Origin of the sequence: Rhizobium cauense (assembly GCF_019511525.1) — a bacterium.
GTDB lineage: Bacteria > Pseudomonadota > Alphaproteobacteria > Rhizobiales > Rhizobiaceae > Rhizobium > Rhizobium cauense.
The window spans coordinates 54,537-78,661 of the sequence record NZ_JAEUAT010000005.1 but is presented as its reverse complement, the minus strand read 5'-3'; the positions used below and the strand labels follow the sequence as shown (position 1 = coordinate 78,661).

General features: G+C 58.4%; 17 protein-coding genes and 1 pseudogene. 9 read left to right on the top strand and 9 right to left on the bottom strand.

The genetic code is table 11. From position 1 onward, the window contains the following. Positions 1 to 60: 60 nt before the first annotated feature. From JNB88_RS11035 to JNB88_RS11025, 4 genes and pseudogenes are all read left to right on the top strand, one after another. The gene (locus tag JNB88_RS11035; protein ID WP_220355511.1) at positions 61 to 1,281 is read left to right on the top strand and encodes an OpgC family protein; all 1,221 of its coding nucleotides are present in this window, start codon (positions 61 to 63) and stop codon (positions 1,279 to 1,281) included. A gap of 35 nt (positions 1,282 to 1,316) precedes the next feature. Next, positions 1,317 to 1,499 (top strand): annotated as a pseudogene (locus JNB88_RS34585) (hypothetical protein); the annotation flags it as partial. A 112-nt stretch (positions 1,500 to 1,611) separates the two neighbouring features. Then, a complete protein-coding gene (locus JNB88_RS11030; RefSeq protein WP_220355510.1) occupies positions 1,612 to 2,646 on the top strand; it encodes an aspartate-semialdehyde dehydrogenase in 1,035 nt (344 codons plus the stop codon). Positions 2,647 to 2,821: 175 nt separating this feature from the next. Beyond that, positions 2,822 to 3,640, top strand: a complete 819-nt coding sequence (locus JNB88_RS11025; protein ID WP_220355509.1) for a lytic murein transglycosylase — start codon at positions 2,822 to 2,824, stop codon at positions 3,638 to 3,640. A 59-nt stretch (positions 3,641 to 3,699) separates the two neighbouring features. Here JNB88_RS11025 and JNB88_RS11020 read toward each other — a convergent pair whose 3' ends face one another. After that, positions 3,700 to 4,341, bottom strand: a complete 642-nt coding sequence (locus JNB88_RS11020) for a carbonic anhydrase (protein WP_220355508.1) — start codon at positions 4,339 to 4,341, stop codon at positions 3,700 to 3,702. A 72-nt stretch (positions 4,342 to 4,413) separates the two neighbouring features. After that, entirely contained in the window at positions 4,414 to 5,289 is an 876-nt protein-coding gene (gene pdxY / locus JNB88_RS11015; protein WP_220355507.1) for a pyridoxal kinase PdxY, read from the bottom strand. A gap of 253 nt (positions 5,290 to 5,542) precedes the next feature. On the opposite strand from pdxY, the gene JNB88_RS11010 reads away from it, so the two are divergent. After that, positions 5,543 to 10,318, top strand: coding sequence for an NAD-glutamate dehydrogenase (locus JNB88_RS11010; RefSeq protein WP_220355506.1), 4,776 nt, complete (start codon positions 5,543 to 5,545; stop codon positions 10,316 to 10,318). Positions 10,319 to 10,345: 27 nt separating this feature from the next. Continuing rightward, on the top strand, positions 10,346 to 11,734 hold the full coding sequence (locus tag JNB88_RS11005; protein ID WP_220355786.1) for an MFS transporter: 1,389 nt from the start codon (positions 10,346 to 10,348) through the stop codon (positions 11,732 to 11,734). An 11-nt stretch (positions 11,735 to 11,745) separates the two neighbouring features. Here JNB88_RS11005 and purH read toward each other — a convergent pair whose 3' ends face one another. The 4 genes from purH to htpX form a co-directional block, all read right to left on the bottom strand. Next, positions 11,746 to 13,362, bottom strand: coding sequence for a bifunctional phosphoribosylaminoimidazolecarboxamide formyltransferase/IMP cyclohydrolase (gene purH / locus JNB88_RS11000; protein WP_220355505.1), 1,617 nt, complete (start codon positions 13,360 to 13,362; stop codon positions 11,746 to 11,748). A 95-nt stretch (positions 13,363 to 13,457) separates the two neighbouring features. Beyond that, complete coding sequence (locus tag JNB88_RS10995) at positions 13,458 to 15,125, bottom strand: heparinase II/III family protein (protein ID WP_220355504.1); 1,668 nt, start codon at positions 15,123 to 15,125, stop codon at positions 13,458 to 13,460. Between the two features lie 110 nt (positions 15,126 to 15,235). Then, positions 15,236 to 16,627, bottom strand: a complete 1,392-nt coding sequence (locus tag JNB88_RS10990; RefSeq protein ID WP_220355503.1) for an RsmB/NOP family class I SAM-dependent RNA methyltransferase — start codon at positions 16,625 to 16,627, stop codon at positions 15,236 to 15,238. Next, positions 16,618 to 17,580, bottom strand: a complete 963-nt coding sequence (gene htpX, locus JNB88_RS10985) for a zinc metalloprotease HtpX (RefSeq protein WP_220355502.1) — start codon at positions 17,578 to 17,580, stop codon at positions 16,618 to 16,620. Before htpX ends, JNB88_RS10990 begins: the two co-directional genes overlap by 10 nt. A gap of 122 nt (positions 17,581 to 17,702) precedes the next feature. On the opposite strand from htpX, the gene JNB88_RS10980 reads away from it, so the two are divergent. Further along, positions 17,703 to 17,918, top strand: a complete 216-nt coding sequence (locus JNB88_RS10980; protein ID WP_220355501.1) for a DUF1674 domain-containing protein — start codon at positions 17,703 to 17,705, stop codon at positions 17,916 to 17,918. 48 nt (positions 17,919 to 17,966) lie between these two features. Continuing rightward, positions 17,967 to 18,407 carry a thermonuclease family protein gene (locus JNB88_RS10975; protein WP_220355500.1) on the top strand — a complete coding sequence of 147 codons (441 nt, stop codon included), beginning with the start codon at positions 17,967 to 17,969 and terminating at the stop codon, positions 18,405 to 18,407. A 40-nt stretch (positions 18,408 to 18,447) separates the two neighbouring features. Here JNB88_RS10975 and acs read toward each other — a convergent pair whose 3' ends face one another. Further along, positions 18,448 to 20,403, bottom strand: a complete 1,956-nt coding sequence (acs, locus tag JNB88_RS10970) for an acetate--CoA ligase (RefSeq protein WP_220355499.1) — start codon at positions 20,401 to 20,403, stop codon at positions 18,448 to 18,450. Positions 20,404 to 20,625: 222 nt separating this feature from the next. Between acs and JNB88_RS10965 the strand changes: the two genes are divergently transcribed. Continuing rightward, complete coding sequence (locus tag JNB88_RS10965; protein ID WP_037131616.1) at positions 20,626 to 21,324, top strand: DUF1013 domain-containing protein; 699 nt, start codon at positions 20,626 to 20,628, stop codon at positions 21,322 to 21,324. A 60-nt stretch (positions 21,325 to 21,384) separates the two neighbouring features. On the opposite strand, the gene JNB88_RS10960 is transcribed toward JNB88_RS10965, so the two are convergent. Next, the gene (locus JNB88_RS10960; RefSeq protein ID WP_220355498.1) at positions 21,385 to 23,295 is read right to left on the bottom strand and encodes a propionyl-CoA synthetase; all 1,911 of its coding nucleotides are present in this window, start codon (positions 23,293 to 23,295) and stop codon (positions 21,385 to 21,387) included. A gap of 83 nt (positions 23,296 to 23,378) precedes the next feature. Further along, entirely contained in the window at positions 23,379 to 24,038 is a 660-nt protein-coding gene (locus tag JNB88_RS10955) for a YggS family pyridoxal phosphate-dependent enzyme (RefSeq protein WP_220355497.1), read from the bottom strand. Positions 24,039 to 24,125: the final 87 nt, after the last annotated feature.

The following is a 24,125-nucleotide window of genomic DNA, read 5'->3' as shown; positions in this document are numbered from 1 at the left end:
GCCAAAGGGAAACCTTCTGGCCGCAACTGCGTTTGCAAATCGGACAAGCAGGAGAGACGCATGGCAATAGCGCTAGAACGACCCGTCAGCGCCCGGCAAAGTTCTGTGACGGTGGCGACCCCGAAGCGGGACACGAGATTGGATGTCCTGCGGGGACTGGCCCTCATCACGATCTTTATCAATCATGTTCCCGGCCAGATTTTTGAAAACCTGACGACCAAGAACTTTGGCTTCTCCGACGCAGCCGAAGCGTTCGTCCTGATTTCCGGTATCGCCGTTGGTCTGGCGTATGGTTCGCGCTTTGATCCAGGCGCATGGTTGCAGACCGCGAAGAAGGCCACGAAGCGGGCATTTACCCTTTACCTGGCTCATATGATCACGACATTCATGACGCTCGCCCTGTTTATCACCGGCGCGTCAATCTTCCACCGACCCGGCCTTCTGTGTGAGATCAATATCCTTGCCGTGCTCACGAACCTGAAAGCCGGCATTCCCTCCTTGCTGTTGCTCGGGCACCAGATCGGCTACAACAACATCCTGCCGATGTACGGCGCGTTGATGCTGATGGTGCCGATTATCCTTCTGCTGAACGCGGCAAGCCCGCTCCTTGCCCTGAGCGTCTCCGGCGCCATCTGGCTGTTTGCAGGCATCTATGAGATTGCGCCGCATAATCTCTTGATCGAGGGCTACTGGTTCCTCAATCCGCTGTCCTGGCAATTCCTCTTCACGATCGGCATCGTTGGAATGATGCATGTACGTCGCGGCGGTAAGTTGCCGCGGCATCCCGTTCTTTTTGCGGTCGCCGCCGCTTATGTCGCACTGTCTTTTGCGTGGGTTATCGGCCAACTGTGGAGCTTTGGAATTGCACTGGCCTCACTCGGACTGCCGACGGTGCTGACAGGCTTTGACAAGACGTTTCTGTCGCTGCCGAGATTGCTCCACGTTCTGGCGCTAACGTACCTTGTCATCAACATTCCGGCGATCTCCCGTCTGCTGCGCCGATCTGCGGACAACCCGCTGACCGTGCTGGGCCGCCACTCGCTGAACATCTTCGTGGCCGGGACCATTCTGGCAATGGTTGGTCAGGTCGTTCTCTATATCAACAACCATGACCAGGTCGTTGGTCCTGTGTTGGTGGTTCTCGGTATCGCGATTCAGTTTGCCTATGCCTACCATCTGGAGCGTAAGCGAAAACTGGAGGCTGGTCGTGGCAGACGATCGCCTCAGCGGAACCTGATTCCAATCGCCGTTCGCGCCGACTATCCACGGGATCGACGCTGACAAGCGGATAAGGATCGGCCGTAGGCCGCAACCACGAAAGCAAAAACCTTGACTCCTGTGGAAAACCTTTTAAGAGCTACGGCGGAAAAGGAATATCCATGGTTCGCGACGAACACGCCATTGCTGCATGCAATGACCGGGCACGGTGTGCCGGGATGGATATTGCCGTTCCGGTTTCTTCCAAAACCAAGGCCAAAACGACGACGAAAACCGTCTGACGTCTCTGGCCTGCCGCTCTCTCCCCGGCTCGGCTGGGGACAAGGAAGCCGCGATATTTTCGCGCTTCCCCCCTCACCGACAAGAGGAGAGAAGAGAAAGAGAGCTTGAGAAATGGGTTTTAAAGTTGCAGTTGCGGGAGCGACCGGAAATGTTGGCCGGGAAATGCTCAACATTCTCTCCGAACGCGGTTTTCCCGCTGATGAAGTCATAGCGCTGGCATCCGCACGCTCGCAGGGTACCGAGGTTTCTTACGGCGACAAGACGCTGAAGGTCGCTAACCTTGAGAACTACGATTTCTCGGACACGGACATCTGCCTGATGTCGGCCGGCGGCGAGGTCTCCAAGAAGTGGTCGCCAAAGATCGGCGCCCAGGGCTGCGTCGTCATCGACAACTCGTCCGCATGGCGCTACGACGCCGACGTCCCGTTGATCGTTCCGGAAGTAAACCCGGACGCCGTTACCCAGTTCAGCAAGCGCAACATCATCGCCAATCCCAATTGCTCGACGGCACAGCTCGTCGTAGCTCTCAAGCCGCTGCACGACTTCGCCAAGATCAAGCGCGTGGTCGTTTCGACCTATCAGTCCGTTTCCGGCGCCGGCAAGGACGGCATGGACGAGCTGTTCAATCAGACACGCGCGGTCTTCGTCGCGGATCCGATCGAGAACAAGAAGTTCACCAAGCGCATCGCCTTCAACGTCATCCCGCATATCGATAGCTTCATGGAAGACGGCTACACGAAGGAAGAGTGGAAGGTTCTCGCCGAGACCAAGAAGATGCTCGACCCGAAGATCAAGGTAACCTGCACGGCCGTTCGCGTTCCTGTCTTCATCGGTCACTCTGAAGCGGTCAACATCGAATTCGAGAACGAAATCACTGCTGATCAGGCACGCGACATCCTGCGCGAAGCTCCCGGCTGCCTCGTCATCGACAAGCGCGAGAATGGTGGCTACATCACGCCGTACGAATCCGCCGGCGAGGACGCGACCTATATTTCTCGTATCCGCGAGGACGCGACGGTCGAAAATGGCCTGAACATGTGGGTGGTTTCCGACAACCTTCGCAAGGGCGCTGCTCTCAATGCGATCCAGATCGCAGAGCTGCTTATCAATCGCGGACTTGTGAAGCCGCGCAAGCAGGCAGCCTGAACCAATTGTTAACTATGGTTTGTTAAGCCCGGCTTATTAAGGTAAGGGCTTTCTTGGCGCGGGTTTGCCGTTCTCGGCTTCCCGCGCTTGCCAAATCAAAGACGGTGACAATATTGCTGAAAGCGGGCTGCGGGCCCGGTTTGAAGGCTAGTCAGATCGGGATCGGGGTATCTCCATGCGCATCAAAAGATTTCTGCTGGCGGCCGCGGCGGCCTGCATTCTCCACGCAGTTCCTGCAGCAGCCACGGCAGCCCAGTGCGGCAACAATAGTGCTGGTTTCCAGGCTTGGCTTGGCGAGTTCAAGCAGGAGGCAGCCGCCAACGGTGTCAGTCGCTCGGTTCTTGATCGCGCCTTCGCGAATGTCTCCTACAACCGGTCGACTATTGCTGCGGACCGCGGCCAAAAGAGTTTCAAGCTCTCCTTCGACGCCTTCATGCAGAAGCGCGGTGGCGCCACGATCATTTCACGTGGCAAGAGCATGAAGCGTGCAAATGCTGCCCTTTTTGCCTCGCTCGAACGCCGCTACGGCGTTCCGGCCGGCCCGTTGATCGCGATCTGGGGCATGGAGACTGGCTTCGGAAGCTATATGGGCAATCAGCACACGCTGTCGGCGGTCTCGACGCTCGCCTACGACTGCCGCCGTTCCGACTATTTTACCGACCAGCTCTATGCAGCGCTGCAACTCGTTTCGGAGGGCTACCTCAGCCCACAGGCGCGTGGAGCGGCTCATGGCGAGATCGGCCAAACACAGTTCCTCCCGCGCAACGTCGTACGCTTCGGTGTTGATGGCGATGGCAATGGTCGCGTCGACATGGTCGGTTCGCGCGCTGATGCGCTCGCCTCGACCGCTAACTTCCTGAAAGGCCACGGCTGGCAGGCTGGCGCCGGGTATCAGCCCGGCGAGCCCAACTTCGCAGCGATTGCTGGCTGGAACGCGGCTACGGTCTACCAGCAGGCCATCGCCTATATCGGCCAGCAGATCGACGGAAACTGAGAAGAATTCAGCACAAACAGAGAGCGCCGAACTGCGGTTCGGCGCTTTTTTGTTGGGGCTTAGACGTCAGGGCGAATGAAGTCGCGGGTTTCGGCGTCCATCACCCACAACTCGCCGGTTGAAATGTCGAACCACGCACCGTGAAGTGCGATCTCGCCGGCCTCTTCCAAAGCTTTGATGTTCGGGAACGTCCTGAGGTTCTCGATCGAATTGCGGATCGACACACGCTCAAGCGCAGTTTGACGCTCGGCAGGAGTCATCACGTCGTTGGCGCCGATCTGCTCTGCCGCAGGTTTTACGAGCGACATCCAGCGGCCAATAAAGTCACCGGGTGAAAGGGGCTCGGCGCTTGGATCGAGAGCCGCCCTGATGCCACCACAGCGCCCGTGGCCCATGACAACGATGTCTTTAACCTTCAGGGCCTGAACCGCGAATTCCAACGCTGCTGACGTCGCATGGAAATGACCATCCGGCTCGTACGGCGGGACCATGTTGGCAACGTTCCGGACAACAAAAAGCTCACCCGGGCCCGAATCGAAGATCAGCTCGGGCGCCGCGCGGGAGTCCGAACAGGCAACCACCAGCGTGCTAGGGCTTTGTCCGTGCTCCGCAAGCGCCTTATATCGGTCGCGGGCGTCGGCATAACGGCCGTTCATAAAGTTCCGATAACCGTCGAGAAGGTAGTTTGGAAAACTTTGCATGGTTTTCGATTACCGTGTGATCAGGACAAGATCAATATCGCACTGCAAAATGGCGGCACAACGGTGCGAGCCTTAGCCCTTCCGCCTCTGTGCCGGATGCAAAAGGTGCCGCATCTGCACCATTGCCATTGGCGTCGACAAGCTCGAAGCATCGCTTGCCAGTGTCAGCTCGTCACTGCCCCTTTTCACCGCACGGGCGAGAACCTCATAGACGCTTGCCGTTGCGAGCTGGAGCGCCTTTTCATCCGCCATGCCGGAGAGGAGCCGCGATAGAAACAGGGCCGCCAGAAGGTCTCCGAGACCATTCGGTGGCTTGTCGATAAGTCGATGCTCCGCGAGAAGCGCATGCCGCCCGGAGAGATACAGATTCCCAGTGCCCCCAGCCATCATGGGTACGGCGGAAGTCACCAGCATCCGAGACGGCCCAAGCGACAACGCCGCGTCCATGATCGCAGTGTTGTCCTCGAGCTGAGCGCCCACTAACCAGGCGAGTTCATATCGGTTGGGTGTCGCAAGCGAGGCGAGGGGTATCAGATGATCCCTGATCGCCTCGGCGGTGGCCTGTGGCACATAGAGGCCGCCGAGATCGCCCATAACCGGATCGCAGACATAGAGCAGTTCAGGCTGTCGCTCCCGCAGAGCCGTCACGAGCCGGGCAACGGAGCGCGCCTGCTCAGCATTGCCAAAATAGCCGGAGAGGACGGCCTTCACCTCGCCGATCCACGGCGCGCGAATGAGATCATCGATGGCCGCGTCAAAATCCGTTGCGGAAAAGGTTAGGCGCGTGGAGCGACCATGACCGGGGTGCCAGGGCAGCACGATCGTGGGGAGCGCCCACACCTGGTGGCCAAGCGTCTCCAGCGCGAAGACGGCAGCCCGATTTCCGACGGAACCCCGAACGACGTGGCTGGAGATAACAATGACGGTTCCTGACGCATTTTCCGACATGGCATACTCGACCCTGCTTTGATGAACGTTGATCCCCTTTTTGCGACTTCTCTGTCAACTGTCCTTCATGCGGAGGTGGAAATATCGGCTCCGAGAAAACTCCGATACCACCGCAAGACCAAGATTTTCTGAAATTTGCGTTCCGGTGCATAAAAACGCATGAAAGCTGCCTCAAGACGCCCTCTTTTAGAGATTTTTTCGTCAGATCTTCTGCTAACTTGCGCCAAATCGAGGAGATGAGGGAGTATCTGCGATGGCTGGCCGAAACAATCCTAAGCGAGAAAAACAGCTCGAAAGCGCGAGCAAAATCGCAGCCGCGACCGGCGAGACCTACCTCAATCCCGAATTTTTGTTCGGACGCGCCAGCAGCGACGACCTGGAACGCTATACACCTGAAATGCTGGCGCTTTCCTCCGTGCATTCCGCGAAAGAATTGGCAGCCTGGGCGAGTAATTCGGCGCGAATCACGATCGAAACCATAGCTGACGTGGAGCCCGATGGCGTTGCTGTGTCCGTTCTTTCCGTGACCGATCACAACATGCCATTCCTCTATGAATCGGTGATGGGCGAGGTCACCAGCAGCTATCGCGATCTCTACATGGCCGTGCATCCGATCCTCGTGATGGAAGCCGGCAAATCGCCCGAACTTTACTCAGCCGATATTCCGAGCGAGCCAGCAAATCGCGTCAGCCACATTCAGCTGCACCTCGCCCCCCTCACAACGGCGCAGGCCGCCGACCTCATCAAGCGCGTAAAAACCGTTGTTGAACAGGTGCGGGTAACGGTTTCAGACTGGCGGCCTATGCTGGATAAGCTCGGCACTGTCATCGACGAGCTTTCCGCCTACAATGCCAGCCGCAGAAAGGCAGAACGGGATGAAGCACTCGCCTTCCTGACATGGCTGCGCGATGCAAATTTCACCTTCCTCGGGATGCGCGAATACGTCTACTCGGGCAAAGGTGCGAGCGCAAAGGTGGAGCGTGACAAGGGTGCAGGTCTCGGTATCCTTTCAAACCCCGATGTGCTTGTTCTTCGCACAGGCAAGGACGCCGTCACGACAACGCCTGAAATCCTCGCATTTCTCGATGGCCCTGATTTCCTGATCGTCACGAAAGCGAACGTGAAGTCGATTGTGCATCGGCGCGCCTACATGGACTACATTGGTGTCAAGCGCTTTGACGCCAAGGGCAACGTGACCGGCGAACTTCGCATAGTGGGCCTCTTCACTTCGACGGCCTATACATCCCTCGCCAGCGATATTCCGTTGCTTCGCTCCAAGATCGAGCGAGTGAAGGAACATTTCGGCTTCGACCCGATGAGTCACTCAGGGCGTATGCTGGATAACACACTCGAATCCTATCCTCGCGACGACCTTTTCCAAATCGACACCACGCTCCTGGCGAGCTTCGCGGAGCAGATCAACGATCTTGCCGATCGGCCGCGTGTCCGGGCGTTGCCGCGCATCGACCATTTTGATCGCTTCGTTTCGGTGATCGTCTACGTGCCGCGCGAGGAATACGACTCGATCGTGCGCGAAAAGATCGGAACCTATCTGAAGACCGTCTATGACGGTCGCGTGTCTGCCTATTACCCGGCTTTCCCGGAGGGCGGCGTGGCGCGCGTCCATTTCATTATTGGCCGTTCCGGCGGTAAAACTCCACGCGTGCCCCAGGCAAAACTCGAGGAGGCAATTCGAGCCATCACGGCGCGCTGGGATGATCGGTTCGAAGCTCTCGCCGGTCCCAAGGCTCCTCGTTTGCAGGTAAGCCACGCTTTCCAGGATCTCTTCCCGCCTGAGGAAACCTTCTACGATCTTGAGGATATCGCCGCTTGCGCAGCCGGTGAGCCGATCCGCATCGCGTTCTATACGCGAGAGAAGGACGGCGTTGAGCTGCTCTGCCTGAAGATTTTCCACGCCGGCGGGCAGCTTGCCTTGTCTCGCCGCGTGCCGCTGCTGGAAAACCTCGGCTTCAACGTCATCAGTGAGGGAACGTTCGATATCGACGTAACCCTCCACGGCGGCACGGAAACGCTGGTCGTGTTGCACGATATGGACCTTGAGCCGCGGGGAGGCGTCCAAATCGATCTCCACCGTCATGGACCAATGTTGGAGGAGGCGTTCCTCGCAGCATTCAGCGGCGTCATCGATAATGACAACTTCAACCGCCTGATCGTTTCGGCGGGACTGACTGCACGCGAAACCAGCGTGCTTCGCGCCTATGCCCGCTACCTGCGCCAGGCCGGCATTCCGTACTCTCTGGACTATATCGCTACGACGTTGGACAAGTATCCGGTCATCGCAGCGATGATCTTCCGGCTGTTCTACGACGCGCTTGATCCGAAAATCTCCGAGAAGGTGCGGATCAAGAAGGCCGCCGAGCATCATCAAAGGATCGAGGCGGCTCTCTCTGATGTGCCGAGCCTTGACGATGATCGAATCCTGCGCCGCTACGTCAACGTCGTGGACGCGACACTGCGAACCAACTATTTCCAGCGCAATCAGGACGGATCGCCGAAAGCGATGCTGGCCTTCAAACTCGACCCGCATCTCGTCGACGGCCTGCCCGAACCGCGGCCATTCCGCGAGATGTTCGTCTATGGCGTCGAGGTGGAAGGCGTTCACCTACGTTTCGGCAAGGTGGCGCGTGGTGGCCTACGTTGGTCCGACCGTGCTGAGGATTATCGCACCGAAGTCCTCGGGCTTGTGAAAGCGCAACAGGTCAAGAACGCCGTGATCGTGCCGGTTGGCGCGAAGGGCGGCTTCTATCCAAAGAAACTTCCAGTCGGCGGCAGCCGCGACGAGATCTTCAACGCGGGGCGCGAGGCTTACAAAACCTATATCCGCACGCTGCTGTCCATCACCGATAACATCAGCGGCGCCGATATCGTGCCGCCCAAGGACACGGTCAGGATTGACGGCGACGACCCCTATTTCGTCGTCGCCGCGGACAAGGGAACCGCCACGTTCTCGGACACCGCGAATGCGCTCGCTCAGGAGGCAGGTTTCTGGCTGGACGATGCCTTCGCTTCAGGCGGCTCAGCCGGCTACGACCACAAGAAGATGGGCATCACCGCTCGCGGCGCCTGGGAAACGGTCAAGCGCCACTTCCGCGAAATGGACATCGATATCCAGACCACGCCGTTCACCGTTGCAGGTGTCGGTGACATGTCCGGCGATGTATTCGGCAACGGCATGCTGCTGTCGCCCAAAATCCGTTTGGTCGCCGCCTTCGACCATCGCGACATCTTCATCGATCCTGATCCAGATATGGCAAAGACACTCGCCGAACGGCAGCGTCTCTTCAACCTGGCGCGGTCGAGCTGGCAGGATTTCGACAAGACCGTGCTCTCGAAGGGCGCCATGATCATTTCGCGATCGGCAAAGTCCGTTACGCTGACGCCGGAGGCGGTGGCCGCGATTGGGATAGACAAGTCGGCGGCAACGCCGTTTGAGATCATGACAGCCATTCTGAAGAGCCAGGTTGATCTACTTTGGTTCGGCGGGATAGGCACCTACGTCAAGGCGCCGTTCGAGACGGATGCCGAAGTCGGCGATCGCGCCAATGATCCCATCCGCGTTGCAGCCGAGGATGTGCGCGCCAAGGTGATCGGCGAAGGCGCAAATCTCGGTGTCACGCAGAAGGGCCGTATCGCGTACTGCCTGAAAGGCGGACGCTGCAACTCGGATGCGATCGACAACTCGGCCGGCGTCAACACGTCGGACGTCGAGGTGAACATCAAGATCGCGCTTGCGGCTGCGATGCACGATGCGCGCCTTACGCGGGCAAAACGCAACCAGCTTCTGGCATCGATGACGGATGAAGTCGCAAAGCTAGTGCTCAGAAACAACTATTTGCAATCTCTGGCGATTTCACTGACGGCGCGCAAGGGAACGGCTAACGGCTTGGAACTTGCCCGGCTCATGACGGTGCTTGAAGGTGCCAAGCAATTGAACCGAAAGGTCGAGACGCTCCCTGACGACACAGTCCTTGCTGAGCGCTATGTGGCCGGCAAGCCACTGACGCGACCCGAGATCGGCGTGTTGCTTTCCTACGCCAAGATCGTACTGTTCGATGCCTTGGCAGCCAGCGAACTGCCTGACGACCCTTATTTCGCGGCAACGCTTTCAAATTACTTCCCTGCAAAGATGCGCAAGACCAACGCGTCCGACATTGACGCCCATCGTCTGAAGCGCGAGATCATTGCGACCGTGCTCGCCAACGAGGCCATTAACAGAGGTGGCCCTGGCTTCGCTGTCAGCATGATGGACGCAACCGCAGCGTCGGCGCCGGAGGTCGTGCGTGCGGCAATCATTGCGCGTGATGGTTTCGATCTAGGACGGCTTTGGGCGGAAACCGATGCGCTGGACGGCAAGATTGGCGGCCAGATGCAGAACCGCATCTACGAAGAAATCAGCCACACTTTCACGGTGCTGACACGCCTTCTTCTAAAGACGCAGATGGCCAAGGGCGATATGGCGACCACCATCGAAGGGCTCCAGGCGGCGCTGAAGAAGCTCAGGCCAATTTTCGCCAGTCAGACGGTACCGGAACTCGAGGCGCGTCAGCAGGAGTATCGTGAGGCTGGCGTGCCAGATAAGCTGGCTGCCGAGATCTCCGGGCTGCTCGGCTTCGCGCTGGCGCCCGAGATCATGCAGATCGCCGAACGCACAAGCGAACCGTTGGCTCGTGCCGCGGAGAGCTACTTTGCCGTCTCAAAGACATTCCGGATCGGACGGCTGCTTGCCGCGGGATCGCGCATCATCACGGCCGACCACTATGAAAATCTGGCGCTCGCACGAAGCATCGACCAGATCGCCAGTGCGAGGCGTGATATTGTCATCTCGGCACTCGCCAACCACGGCAAAGACAAGCTTCCGGTCCAGGCTTGGCATGCGGGCGATCGCATCAGGATCAATCGGATAGCTGAAGAGTTATCTGGGTTGAGTGATAGCGGCGACCCGAACCTTGCCCGAATCACAGTGGCCGCAGGTCTCTTGAGCGATCTTGCGCGCGAAGGGGCGAGGTGAGACAGTTCCGCTCGGAATCGGGAGCGGATTGTGAATCGAATCGACTGGACGGGAACGCAGCCGGCTAGGGCATCGGAGAAGGGCATCTGGGGCTGGATGCTCTTCGACTGGGCGGCCCAACCGTTCTTCACAGTCGTAACGACCTTCATCTTCGGCCCCTACTTTGTGTCGCGCCTGACGGCCGACCCGGTCTCGGCGCAGACGACATGGAGCAACATGGCGACGATCTCCTCGGTGATCATTGCCATACTGTCGCCTGTGCTAGGTTCAATCGCCGACCAGTCCGGCGCTCGAAAACCTTGGATTGCATTCTTTGCCGTCATCAAGATCACAAGCCTCTTCGGGCTCTGGTTTGCAGCCCCCGGCTCGCCTGTGATCTATCCCATGATCTTCATGATCCTGGCTTCGATCGCGGCGGAATTTTCCATTGTCTTCAACGATTCCATGATGCCCCGCCTCGTCAGCAAGGACGAGGTCGGAAAGCTATCCAATACGGCCTGGGGCCTCGGCTATCTCGGCGGGATGATCGTGCTGATCGCAGTCGTCGTTCTGCTTGCGGGGAATCTCGAATCCGGCAAGACAATTCTCGGTCTAGAGCCGTTGTTCGGTCTCGATCCGCACCAGGGTGAGGATGCGCGCATCACGGGACCGATCTCGGCCCTATGGTATCTGATCTTCATCCTTCCGATGTTCTTTTTCACGCCTGACATCAGCAAGGGCCTGCCCTTCAGAGCCGCCGTCCGCACCGGCCTTGCCGAGCTGAAAAGCACGCTTGGCGAACTCAAGCAACGCCGTGGGATTGTCCGTTTCCTGATCGCGCGGATGATCTATCAGGATGGCGTCAACGGACTGTTGATCCTGGGCGGTGCCTTTGCCGCTGGCATGTTTGGATGGGCGACGATCGAGATCGGGATCTACGGGATCATACTCAACGTCGTTGCGATTTTCGGCTGCATCATTGCCGGCCGCGTCGATCGGCGTATCGGCTCCAAATCGACGATCGTCATCAGCCTGGTCATGCTGATGCTCGCAACCATCGGGATTGTATCGACGGGACCTGGATATACGCTCTTTCGCTGGCTTGAGTTGCCAACCGCCGATTCCGGCGGCCTCTTTGGCACAGCAGCTGAAAAGGCTTACATTTTGTATGGTTTGCTGATCGGTCTCGCTTTTGGGCCGGTGCAGGCCTCATCGCGCTCCTACCTCGCACGCAGCGTGAGCCTGAACGAAGCGGGCCGCTATTTCGGTATCTACGCGCTTTCCGGCCGCGCTACCAGCTTCCTGGCAACGCTGTTCTTCTCAGCCATCACCTATATGACCGGCTCGTCGCGACTTGGAATGGCGACCTTGGTACTATTCCTGGCAGGAGGGCTGATCCTGCTTATCCGTACGCCCTATCCAGCGGACAGGGCGTAACAGGCGGAGCTTCAGTGCCGGAAGTGGCGCATACCGGTGAAGACCATCGCGACATTGTGTTCGTTGGCAGCGTCGATCACTTCCTGGTCGCGCATCGATCCCCCGGGCTGGATAACCGCCGTAGCACCTGCAGCGATCATCGACAGCAAGCCATCGGCAAAGGGTAGAAACGCCTCTGAGGCAACGGCAGATCCACGCGTCAGCGGCTCAACAAGACCAAGAGCTCTCGCCGCTTCCTCAGCCTTCAGGCCTGCGATACGTGCGGAATCCACGCGGCTCATTTGACCTGCACCGATGCCGGCGGTCTGTCCATCCTTGGCATAGACCACAGCGTTGGACTTGACGTGCTTGGCAACCTTGAATGCAAACTTCATGTCTTCGAGTTCCTGCTGGGTCGGCGCGCGCTTGGTCACCGCCTTCAGCTCAAGATCCTCGACCATGCCGTTGTCCCGGCTCTGGACGAGCAACCCGCCGGAAACGGTTTTCGCCGTCAGACCAGCAGATCTCGGGTCCGGTAGACCGCCCGCTGTCAGCAGCCGGAGGTTTGCCTTGCGCGCGACGATGGCTTTCGCCTCATCGGTAACGTCGGGCGCGATAATGACTTCGGTAAAGAGCTTGATGATCTCTTCCGCCGTTTCCGCATCGAGCGTCTGGTTGAGCGCGATGATGCCGCCGAAGGCGGAAACGGAATCGCAGGCAAGCGCGCGCTTGTAAGCTTCGAGCAGGTTGGCGCCGGTTGCTACGCCGCAGGGGTTTGCGTGCTTGATAATCGCGCAGGCTGCGGACTTCTCCGGCAGGAACTCGGCGACAAGCTCATAGGCTGCATCGGTGTCATTGATGTTGTTGTAGGAGAGCTGCTTGCCCTGAAGCAGTGACGCGGTGGCAACGCCGGGCCTGCGCTCGCCCGTCACATAGAATGCAGCTTTCTGGTGCGGATTCTCGCCATAGCGCATCTCTTCCTTGAGCACACCGCCAATGACGCGATGACGCGGGGTGTCGATCGAAAGCGCCTCAGCAAACCAATTGGAGATCATGGCATCGTAAGCTGCCGTACGAGCAAACGCCTTGGCTGCCATCCGCTGGCGGAAGGCATAAGCAGTTTGGCCGGCATCCGCTGCGAGCTGCTCGAGCAGGGCGGGATAGTCCTCAGGATCGGTCAGGATTGTCACATAGGCATGGTTCTTGGCCGATGCGCGGATCATTGCCGGACCGCCGATATCGATGTTCTCGACGGTCGTCGGGTAGTCGCCGCCGGCTGCTCGGACGTCTTCGAACGGATAGAGGTTGATAACCACAAGGTCGATGCCCTCGATGCCATGCGCCTTCATTGCCGCCTGGTGTTCCGCGTCGTCCCGGATGGCAAGCAGGCCGCCGTGCACCTTCGGATGCAGGGTCTTCACTCGACCATCCATGATTTCCGGAAAACCCGTGACGTCGGAAACATCGGTTACAGCAAGGCCAGCCGCTGCAATTGCCTTGTGAGTGCCCCCTGTCGACAAGAGGCGAACGCCCTTGTCAGCAAGCGCACGCGCGAGCTCAACGATACCGGTCTTGTCAGACACCGAAAGCAGGGCGGTCTTGACTGCTACTTTGTCGGGTGCGGGAATTTTCTTGGAAACAACGGCCATGAGGCTTCTCCGTTTGGTCTTCAGGAGATATCCGGCGAGGGATAAGAGGATGATGGCGCCGCGTTAGCACAGCTTTACGCCCGCGGAAACACTCGCTAGCTCTTGCGCGATAAAAACCAGCGTATTTCCGGCCGATCAGGGTAGGAGAAGGCGATCTCGATCTGATCTGACCCGCAGATGCCCGAGGCGTCCGCGAAGAACACGTCCTCGGCAACCAGTAGTTCGCTGCCGGGCGAGGAGAACAGCCAGGTCTCTCCGTCGGGCGCCGTCAACATCACGGACTCTTTGTCGATTTGCTTAAGGTTTATCGAAGGGTGCACATGAAATCGCGCGATAGCTCGCACAGAACCCTCGATTTTTCCTTCCGGCGTAGTAAGCCGGTCGCAACCCGTGATGATCAGTCCGGTCGCGTTCAAGGTCAGTTCGCGTTCATGCAGCACCCCGTAAGCTTCCAGATAGCCGTCGTGGCTTGCTTTGATCACGTCTCGCCCATCATCGGCGAGCACACGATCGACGCTCACGGTCTTCACGCCATCGGTAATCACATTCGAGACGAAATCCGACGGCGCAAACCGGCTCGAGGAGGTATCGTCGACGGTAACCGTGGTGTGGGCCGCCGTCGTACGCGCAATCTGGACATAGCGCCGGCCGGCAAATTTCGGCGATCCTGCGTTCACGAGAAAGCGATGGCGCCCGGATGACATCTCGAACGACAGGCAACCGGCGTGAGCGGTGCGCGACAGGCCGCCAGCGGGGGGCAATCCTGTGTCGGCGATAACCACCGTCCTCCCCGCGGCCAACCGCTGATAGCGGGAATGAGGCATGGCCTTGAAGGGGTCTCCCGCAGACTCGTCGTAGCGCAGAAGCGACATCAGCTCCGTCGCAAGGGTCGATGTCGCACCATTAAAAAGAGCCAGATCACCGTCCTGATGTCTGAAGAAGCGCAGGGCTGGATAAATGCGGTCAATGCCCGAGATCAGTTTCTGTGGCAGGTCATGGCCAAGATTGACATAGGTCTGCCGCAACGGAAGAAGATCGAGCAGCAGCTCCAAGCCGACTCGCGGATTGCGCGATATATGGCCGCCATCGGGCAAAATCTGGCTATCGAACTCTTGATCCAGAGCCTCGGCGGCGCGCCGCAGCACGCCCGCACGCGTTGGCATTGCAATCGAAGCCATTGCAAGGGCAATACGCAGACGAAAACGAACCTCTCCCGGTGGGGCATGCTTTGCCATTGCGCGCAGAAAGCGGACCTGAAACGCGAGCGACCGCAGAAAACGGCGATAGAAACCGTGATCCGCATTGTGAAGTACAACGGGAGAATGAGAGAGCCACGCAATCACACGCTGTGCCGTGACATCGATCTCCCAGGCGATGCCTTCGATACGCCCTCCGTGCAGAGACAGCCAGTTGTTGACGATGGAACGAGCGACACTTGAGTGGAGATCGCTTTTCCTGGTCCGCATGTGCCGGAGCCAGCCGAAACTGTGAAGCCGCACGGCGAAGGATCGTGAGGGGAGGCTGAAATTGAAGGGCGACTTTCCGCCCGTTTCAAGAAGACGTCCGGCAAGCGGGAAACGGCCATTCAGGATTTCCTCGGCCACATGTGGATCGACGGCTCGCAGGTCCGTAGGCGCAACGGTCAGGCGTTCCGGCGCCTTGACCGTGTGCCGAAACAGGCGCAGCCGCAGGATTGCTCCGCGGCACATCGCGCGCCGCCAAGCCTCCCCCATGTAAAGAGTCGAGAACCGCCCGGACCACATATCTATCGTCTATTGACCCGCGTCGTTAAGAAAAGGTGAATAAGCCGGGAATCAGTGACACTTACGTATCAAATTGTGACAAGTGCTCAACTATGCCAGTTGCCCTTCGATCAGGCAACACGGCGCATGACGACGGCATAGAAGCCATCGAGGCCACCAGCAAATCCGGACGGAGCCTCCAGCATGTCAGGGGTCGTTCGGAATTCGCCGAGCGGGCTGATCGCGGCTTCCAGCCCAGGCCAGCGCTTGGCATCGATCGCAACACGCTCCATGCTCGGTGTATCCGCAAGAACGCGGGCTACTACATCTTCGCCTTCGATCGGATCCAGCGAGCAGTTGGAGAAAACAATGGTACCACCCGGCTTCAGGAAGGCAACAGCATGCCTCAGAAGACGCTCCTGAAGAGCTGCAAGCTTCACTATATCCTCCGGCCCCTTGGTCCAGAGAACATCCGGATGCCTGCGCGTCGTTCCTGTGGACGAACAGGGCGCGTCCAGCAGTATAGCGTCGAATAGTTCCTCTGGCTGGTACTTCGTCAGATCGGATGAAATCGTCTTGGCGCGCAAACCCAAGCGCTCGAGATTCGATCGCAACCGCTTGATACGATTTTCGGATTGCTCGACCGCCGTGACGTCGCCACCGGCGAGAACCAGCTGAGCCGTCTTCCCGCCAGGCGCCGCGCACAGGTCGGCGACGCGCTTACCTGCAAGATCGCCAAAAAGCTGGGCGGGAATGCTGGCGGCCGCGTCCTGCACCCACCATGCCCCGTCTGAAAATCCTTCGAGTGAGGGAATACCGCCTTCGAAGGCCGCCAGCCGCACACCACCTGTCGGCAACGCGAAGCCATTCAGCCGTTTGGCCCAGCCTTCTGCATCGGCTTTGACGGTGAGATCAATCGCGGCAGGTTCCAGCTGTGATTCAGAAATCGAATGTGCTCTTTCCCTGCCATAGGCCCGCTCGAGCCTTTGGAGGAACCATTCCGGCATGACGGGAATCGCGCTGACATGAGCGAGAATCTCTTCCTTCTCCCGGCCAAGGCGACGCAGGATCGCGTTCACCAGTTTGGCGAAACGACGACTGCGCGGATCATGGCTTGCCTGTTCTACAGCAAGATCAACCGCCGCGTGATCAGGTACATCAAGGTACAGGATCTGGGCAGCACCAATTGCGAGGACGTGATGGAGTGCCCGCGCGCCTTCTGGCAGCGGAGATTCGAGCAGCTGAGAGATCGCGGCGTCGATACGCGGCAAATGGCGCAGCGTCGCATTGAGAATGGCCCGCACGAGCGCTCGATCACTCTCGTTGAGCGCTTTGTAGGCAGGATTGCCATGCTCATTGTCCAACGCGCCATCAAGCGGGAGCTTGCGGTCCACAACTGCAGCCAGGATCTTGGCGGCAGCGGCACGAACCTGCAATCCAGGTTTTGCCGGACCCGGGACAGGCCGTGCGTTGGAAGGCTGCTTACGAAATGGCTTCTTCTTGCCGTCTGAATTCAAGACCACGGACCTTTCGGCGGTTGTGAACCACCGCGACCAAGGCCCGTATCCGGAACCGAGCGCGATTTGCGCGTCGGATTATCAGCGCGAGCCTGCGGCGTCGAGACATTCATGCCGCTCCGTGCCATTTCCTCCAGCGCGGCGATCCGGTTTTCCGTATTCGGATGTGTGGAAAACAGATTGTCCATGCCCGCACCGGTCAGCGGATTGATGATAAACATGTGCGCGGTGGCAGGATTGCGCTCGGCATCATAGTTCGGCACGTGCGAGGCACTCCGCGCAATCTTTCCGAGAGCCGAAGCAAGCCATAGGGGATTGCCGCAGATCTCTGCCCCTCGGCGATCGGCCGAATATTCGCGCGTCCGGCTGATGGCCATCTGAACCATCATGGCGGCAAGCGGTGCAACGATCATCGCCAGCAATACGCCGATAAAACCGAGTGGATTGTTGTTGTTCTCGCGGTTGCCGCTGAAGAAGAATGCAAAGTTGCCAAGCATCGAGATCGCGCCAGCGAGCGTCGCCGTAATCGTCATCGTCAAGGTGTCACGGTTTTGCACGTGCGCAAGCTCATGCGCCATGACACCGGCGACTTCTTCCGGCGACAATGCGCTCAGCAGGCCGGTGGAGGCAGCGACAGCGGCATTCTCGGGATTGCGGCCGGTTGCAAAAGCATTTGGCTGCGGGCTGTCATACAAATAAACCTTCGGCATGGGCAGGCCGGCATTGCGCGCCAAGTCTCTTATGATTGAGAAGAACTCCGGCGCATTCCGCTCGTCGATTTCCTGGGCACGATAGGCCGACAGGACCATTCGGTCGGAATTCCAATAGGAAAAGAAGTTCATGCCGGCGGCTATCAGGAACGCAATCATCATCCCGCCGCGTCCGCCAATCAGAAAGCCGACGGCCATGAACAACGCGGTCATGAAGGCAAGCAACATGGCTGTACGGATGAGGTTCATTGCTGTCTCCAAATACCCCTAAGCGGACCGCACAAGGCTAGAGGGTTTCAATTGCGGCGCCGGCGCACTATGATTTGGTCATTCACCAGCCATTTTCAATATTTTTCAGGCGGAATCGCGTGATGCAGGCAGCAGATAACGACAACAACGAAACCGTGACGGCCGAGACGCCTCGCAAGTTGCTTTCGCCAGCTGCCAAGCGCGCGCTTGCCGAGGCGGAAGCGCGTCGTCGAAATGAGAAGCCGGTGGAAATGCCGGCAGAGATCGGTGGTCGCGGCGGTGCCGATCCCTCCCGTTTCGGAGACTGGGAAATAAATGGCAGGGCGATCGATTTCTAAGTAAATATTCCTATTGACCTTCCCTGTTGATCGGAATTTATTCCTTTTATGAGGAAAATTGCTTCACTTATTGCTCTGACCCTTATGGTGTCTCCTGTCGCATCCGTGGCACGCGACGAAATAGAAGGGCCGGTAGCAGCTGAAATCCTACGAGTGATCGACGGAGACACGCTGCTGGTTGAAGCGCGTCCGTGGCCGCAGCAGACAATGGAAGTCTACGTTCGGATTCGCGGTATCGACGCCCCCGAAATGCACTCCAGCTGTGCTGAAGTAAGGCGCGCGGGGATTGATGCTCGCCATGCGCTGGAAGGACTGACCTCAGGATCACCTGAAATCCGGCTTACCCACATCGAGGGCGACAAGTATTTCGGCCGTATCCTGGCAAATGTCACACTTTCGGACGGCCGGGATCCGGCTCAGAACCTTTTGGATGAAGGAATGGTCCGGGCATACGATGGCGGCCGAAAACCGCGGGAAGCCTGTCCCTAAAAAACGAAGCCGCCCCGATCACTCAGGGCGGCTTTTTTCATTAGGCAATCGCCTTGTTCTGGCGGTTTGCGATCAGGTCATCGACAACCGCCGGATCGGCAAGCGTCGAGGTATCGCCCAGAGAGCCGAAATCGTCCTCGGCAATCTTGCGCAGGATGCGGCGCATGATCTTGCCCGAACGGGTCTTCGGAAGACCCGGTGCGAACTGTATCTTGTCAGGCGCGGCGATCGGGCCGATCTCACCGCGAACATGCTTGATCAGTTGCTGCCGTAATTCGTCCGAGCCCTCATTGCCGGCCATCAGCGTCACGTAGCAATAAATGCCTTGCCCCTTGATCGGATGCGGGTAACCGACGACCGCGGCCTCCGACACAAGATTGTGCGAAACGAGCGCGGACTCGACCTCGGCGGTGCCGAGGCGATGGCCCGAGACGTTCAGCACGTCATCGACGCGACCTGTGATCCAGTAATAGCCATCCTCATCCCGTCGGCAGCCGTCACCGGTGAAATATTTGCCTTTATACGTCGAGAAGTAGGTCTGGATAAAGCGCTCGTGGTCGCCGTAGACGGTACGCATCTGTCCAGGCCAGCTATCTGTGATGCAGAGGTTTCCGTCGGCAGCTCCCTCCAGGACCTTGCCTTCGTTGTCGACAAGCTGCGGCTTGACGCCGAAGAACGGCTTCGTCGCCGAACCCGGTTTCAGGTCTGTCGCACCGGGAAGCGGCGTGATCATGTGGCCGCCGGTTTCCGTCTGCCACCATGTATCGATCACCGGGCAGCGCTTGTCGCCAACGACATTGTAATACCACTCCCAAGCTTCGGGATTGATCGGCTCGCCGACCGTTCCGAGCAAGCGCAAGCTCGAACGCGCCGAGCGCGTGACGAAGTGATCGCCGGCGCCCATCAGCGAGCGGATCGCCGTCGGCGCTGTGTAGAAGATATTGACCTTATGCTTGTCGATGACTTCCCAGAATCGGCCCTGATCCGGAAAATTCGGCACGCCTTCGAACATCAGTGTCGTCGCGCAATTCGCAAGCGGACCGTAGACAATGTAGGAATGGCCGGTCACCCAGCCCACGTCGGCGGTGCACCAGTAGATATCACCCGGGTGGTAGTCGAACACATATTCGTGGGTCATCGCTGCATAGACAAGATAGCCGCCCGTTGTATGCAGCACACCCTTCGGCTTTCCCGTGGAGCCTGAAGTGTAGAGGATAAACAGCGGATCCTCCGCCTTCATCTTCACCGGCGGGCACTCAGGCTTAACCGTCGCGATCTCCTGGTGATACCAGAGGTCGCGACCTGGCGCCCAACCGGTCTTGCCGCCCGTACGCCGGACCACCAGAACCTTGTCGACAATAACATGCTGGCGAGCGGCAATATGAATTGCTGTATCGGTATTATCCTTCAACGGCACCGGCTTGCCGCCGCGGACGCCCTCGTCGCAGGTGATCACGAAAGTCGATTCGCAGTCGACGATGCGGCCGGCCAGCGCTTCCGGCGAGAAGCCGCCGAATACGACCGAATGCACGGCTCCGATGCGAGCGCAGGCGAGCATCGCATAGGCTGCTTCCGGGATCATCGGCATGTAGATGGTGACGCGATCACCTTTCTTGACGCCATGCTTTTTCATGACGTTCGCCATACGGCAAACATGCTCATAGAGCTCGTTGTAGGTAATCTTCTTGTCGACGTAAGGATTGTCGCCTTCAAAGATGATGGCCACCTGATTGCCGTTGGTCTTCAGGTGCCGGTCGATACAGTTGTACGAAACGTTGGTCTGCCCGTCCTCAAACCACTTGATCGAGACCTTGCCTGTGAAAGACGTGTTCTTGACCTTGGTGTAGGGCTTGAACCAGTCGATCCGCTTGCCATGCTTGCCCCAAAACTTATCGGGGTTCTCGATGCTTTCCTCGTACCATTTTTCGTACTTGGCCTTATCGATAAGCGCATGGTTCTTCACCGGCTTTTGCACCGGGTAGATCTTTTCCGACATGGAACTCCTCCTCACACGGACACCGGACAAAATGAAGCAGCCCGGCCTGGCTTTAGGCATTCATAGCAGGTCGCATTTGACCGGCAATTAGACAAAGGTCATTTCATTCGTGATCAATTGCAATTCTGTGTCACTACGGTTATATAGCGCCATATTTCCCGGACATAGTGGTGACAATCCACGGACCGCGACACCGGCGCGGACGACAGAAGGACTATATCCATGGCTCAACAATTGCTCATGCCGAAGGCGACCGCCATCTGGCTCGTCGACAACACAGCCCTGTCATTCGACCAGATCGCACAGTTCTGCAAGCTGCATCCTCTCGAAGTGAAGGCGATTGCCGATGGCGAAGCCGCGCAGGGCATCAAGGGGCTCGATCCGATCTCAACCGGCCAGCTTTCCCGCGACGAAATCGCCCGTGCCGAAAAGAACCCGGCACACAAGCTGAAGCTTTCCGAGCCCAAGGTTCGCGTGCCTGAATCCAAACGCCGTGGACCGCGCTATACACCGGTTTCCAAGCGCCAGGATCGCCCGAATGCTATTCTTTGGCTGGTGCGCAACCATCCGGAACTGAAGGACGCCCAGATTTCTCGCCTCGTCGGCACGACGAAATCGACGATCGAGCAGATCCGCGAGCGTACACACTGGAACTCCGCAAATCTGACGCCGATGGATCCGGTCACGCTTGGCCTTTGCAGCCAGATCGACCTAGACATGGAAGTCGAAAAGGCGGCAAAGGGTCGTCCTCTGCCAACCGCGGCCGAACTTGGAGCAACCTTGCAGTCGGCACATGAAACCGAGCGGCTGACGAGCCATGAGCGCGAGGAAGAAAAAGAAATCGACGCCGATGCCGTCTTCGCAAAGCTCAAGTCCCTGAAGTCTTCTCCGAAAGACGAGGACGAAGACGATCAATACTGATTGTCTTGAGAAACCGATGAATAAGGCCCTGCGCAAGCGGGGCCTTTCTGTTTTCAGCATCTACATAGGCAGCGAGCCAAACCCACGCTGGCGCAGAGCCGCCGCGATCTCCTCGAGAATATCAGGATCGTCGATCGTCGCAGGCATCTTCCATGGAACGCCATCTGCAATCTTCTGCATCGTGCCGCGAAGAATCTTGCCTGAGCGGGTCTTTGGAAGGCGCTCGACGATGATTGCGGTCTTGAAGGCCGCGACCGGGCCGATCGCATCGCGGATCAGATTCACGACCTCAGACTCGATTACCGATGTTTCCCGTGAAACATTCTTCTTCAGGACTAGGAAGCCGCAGGGGACCTGCCCCTTCAACTGGTCGGCAATTCCGACCACCGCACATTCAGCGACATCCGGATGCGTCGCGCAGACCTCTTCCATTGCTCCGGTTGATAGGCGGTGACCGGCACAATTGATGATGTCGTCAGTTCGCGCCATGATAAAGAGATAACCGTCTTCGTCGATGTAACCGGCATCCGCTGTTTTGTAGTAGCCGGGAAACTCTGCCAGGTAAGCCGAGCGAAAACGCTCGTCAGCATTCCATAGTGTGGGCAGGCAACCAGGGGGCAGGGGAAGCTTCACGACAATATTCCCAAGGGTACCCGGCGCAACCGGATGGCCGGCATCATCGAGGACGTGGATGTCGTAGCCAGGCATCGGTACGGATGGCGAGCCGTGCTTGACGGGAAGAAGCTCAAGACCCAACGGATTCGCCACCATCGGCCATCCGCTTTCCGTTTGCCACCAGTGATCGATGACCGGAACATCAAGCATGCGCTCAGCCCACTTAAGTGTTTCCGGATCCGCCCGCTCACCTGCCAGGAACAGGCCACGGAAGTTCGGCATCGAATACGCCTTGATGTGAGCACCTTCACTGTCTTCTCGGCGAATAGCCCGGAAGGCGGTAGGTGCGGTGAAAAGAACGCGGACATCATGTTCCGAAGCGATACGCCAAAAGACACCGGCGTCCGGCGCACCAACCGGCTTTCCTTCGAATATCACGCTGGCGGCGCCAGCCAGCAGCGGTGCGTATACGATGTAGGAATGGCCGACGACCCATCCGATGTCGGATGCGGCCCAAAACACTTCTCCCTGCTTGATGCCGAAGATGTTGGCCATCGACCAGTTCAGGGCGACCATATGGCCGCCATTATCGCGCACGACGCCCTTGGGTTGGCCCGTCGTACCGGATGTGTAGAGAATATAGAGTTCATCCGTTGCCCGGACGGGCGTGCATTCGACGTTTGCGCCACGGTTTTTTGCGACAGCGGCTTCGAAATCCGCGTCTCGACCATCGATCAGGTCAGCCACAAGCTGCGGCCGCTGCAAGACGAGACAGGAGGTCGGCTTTGTTTTGGCGATGGCGATCGCACGATCAACCAGGGGCTTGTACGGAATCACGCGCCCCGGTTCGAGCCCGCAGCTTGCCGTGATGATAAGTTTCGCTTCCGAATCGTCGATGCGGGCGGCGAGTTCATTTGCGGCAAAACCACCAAACACAACGGAATGGACGGCCCCGATGCGCGCGCAGGCAAGCATTGAAAAGACTGCCTGCGGCACCATGGGCATGTAGATGATGACGCGGTCGCCTTTTGCGATCCCCCGTTGCCGCAGGGTCACGGCAATGGCGCTCACTTCGGCAAGGACTTCGCCATAGCTGAATGCAGCCTTCGCGCCGCTGATTGGGCTATCGTAGATGAACGCCGTATCACCACCGCGACCAGCCAGAACGTGGCGGTCAACACAGTTGTAGCAGGTATTGGTTTCTCCCCCGGCAAACCAACGGCCATATGGGCCGCCCTCTCGTGAGAAAGTCAGCTCCGGCTCTTTGAACCAGGTGATCGCGGCCGCTGCCTCCCGCCAAAAGGCCTCCGGATCGCCCTCCCACTTCGCATAGGACTGCCGATAATCTCCCTGCATCTGCTCCTCCCCAGGACACTGCAAGTCATTTTGGCAGTCTAGGAGAGGTAGCAGAGGAGTGAAAGCCCGACGAAAGCAGCGTGTCAGCGGACGCCGAAAATCGCGGAGCCAACGCGAACGCTGGTCGCGCCAAAGGCAATGGCCGTTTCATAGTCCCCCGACATCCCCATCGAGAGTTTCTCGACCCCAGAGGCCTGGGCAAGTTTTCCGAGCAACGCGAAATGCGGACCGGGATTTTCATCTGCCGGCGGGATACACATTAGTCCTTCGATGGTCAGGCCGAGTTCGTCGCGACAGAAATCGACAAAGGCCACAGTATCATTCGGCGTGATCCCAGCCTTCTGCGGCTCAAGCCCCGTATTTACCTGGACGTAGAGGCGAGGGGTCTTTGCCTGACGCTTCATTTCGTCAGCAAGCACGCGGGCAATCTTCTCGCGATCGACTGTCTCGATCACGTCGAACAATGCAACTGCCTCTGCCGCCTTGTTCGACTGTAGAGGTCCAATGAGATGAAGTTCGATCCCAGGTGTCTCCGATTTCAGCTCTGGCCATTTTCCTTGGCCTTCCTGAACCCTGTTTTCCCCGAAGATGCGCTGCCCAGCCTGCAGTGCTGGACGTATCGCATCTGCATCGAACGTCTTTGAGACGGCGACAAGCTGAACCGAACCGTCTGTTCGTCCGCCCAGCCGTTCGGCTGCCGCGATGCGTGAGCGGACATCGTTCAATCGCTCTTCAAGTTCCATCACTCGCCTCGACATGACCCTATGAAAAGATGGCAATGCACTAGACGCCTGGGCCGTGCTTGCCAAGGCCCTGCGCGTGAGAAATCG

Coding starts and splice junctions, on each gene's coding strand:
- JNB88_RS11035 (WP_220355511.1), top strand. CDS start 61: ATGGCAATAGCGCTAGAACGACCCGTCAGCGCCCGGCAAAGTTCTGTG.
- JNB88_RS11030 (WP_220355510.1), top strand. CDS start 1,612: ATGGGTTTTAAAGTTGCAGTTGCGGGAGCGACCGGAAATGTTGGCCGG.
- JNB88_RS11025 (WP_220355509.1), top strand. CDS start 2,822: ATGCGCATCAAAAGATTTCTGCTGGCGGCCGCGGCGGCCTGCATTCTC.
- JNB88_RS11020 (WP_220355508.1), bottom strand. CDS start 4,341: ATGCAAAGTTTTCCAAACTACCTTCTCGACGGTTATCGGAACTTTATG.
- pdxY (WP_220355507.1), bottom strand. CDS start 5,289: ATGTCGGAAAATGCGTCAGGAACCGTCATTGTTATCTCCAGCCACGTC.
- JNB88_RS11010 (WP_220355506.1), top strand. CDS start 5,543: ATGGCTGGCCGAAACAATCCTAAGCGAGAAAAACAGCTCGAAAGCGCG.
- purH (WP_220355505.1), bottom strand. CDS start 13,362: ATGGCCGTTGTTTCCAAGAAAATTCCCGCACCCGACAAAGTAGCAGTC.
- JNB88_RS10995 (WP_220355504.1), bottom strand. CDS start 15,125: ATGTGGTCCGGGCGGTTCTCGACTCTTTACATGGGGGAGGCTTGGCGG.
- htpX (WP_220355502.1), bottom strand. CDS start 17,580: ATGAACCTCATCCGTACAGCCATGTTGCTTGCCTTCATGACCGCGTTG.
- JNB88_RS10980 (WP_220355501.1), top strand. CDS start 17,703: ATGCAGGCAGCAGATAACGACAACAACGAAACCGTGACGGCCGAGACG.
- JNB88_RS10975 (WP_220355500.1), top strand. CDS start 17,967: ATGAGGAAAATTGCTTCACTTATTGCTCTGACCCTTATGGTGTCTCCT.
- acs (WP_220355499.1), bottom strand. CDS start 20,403: ATGTCGGAAAAGATCTACCCGGTGCAAAAGCCGGTGAAGAACCATGCG.
- JNB88_RS10965 (WP_037131616.1), top strand. CDS start 20,626: ATGGCTCAACAATTGCTCATGCCGAAGGCGACCGCCATCTGGCTCGTC.
- JNB88_RS10960 (WP_220355498.1), bottom strand. CDS start 23,295: ATGCAGGGAGATTATCGGCAGTCCTATGCGAAGTGGGAGGGCGATCCG.
- JNB88_RS10955 (WP_220355497.1), bottom strand. CDS start 24,038: ATGGAACTTGAAGAGCGATTGAACGATGTCCGCTCACGCATCGCGGCA.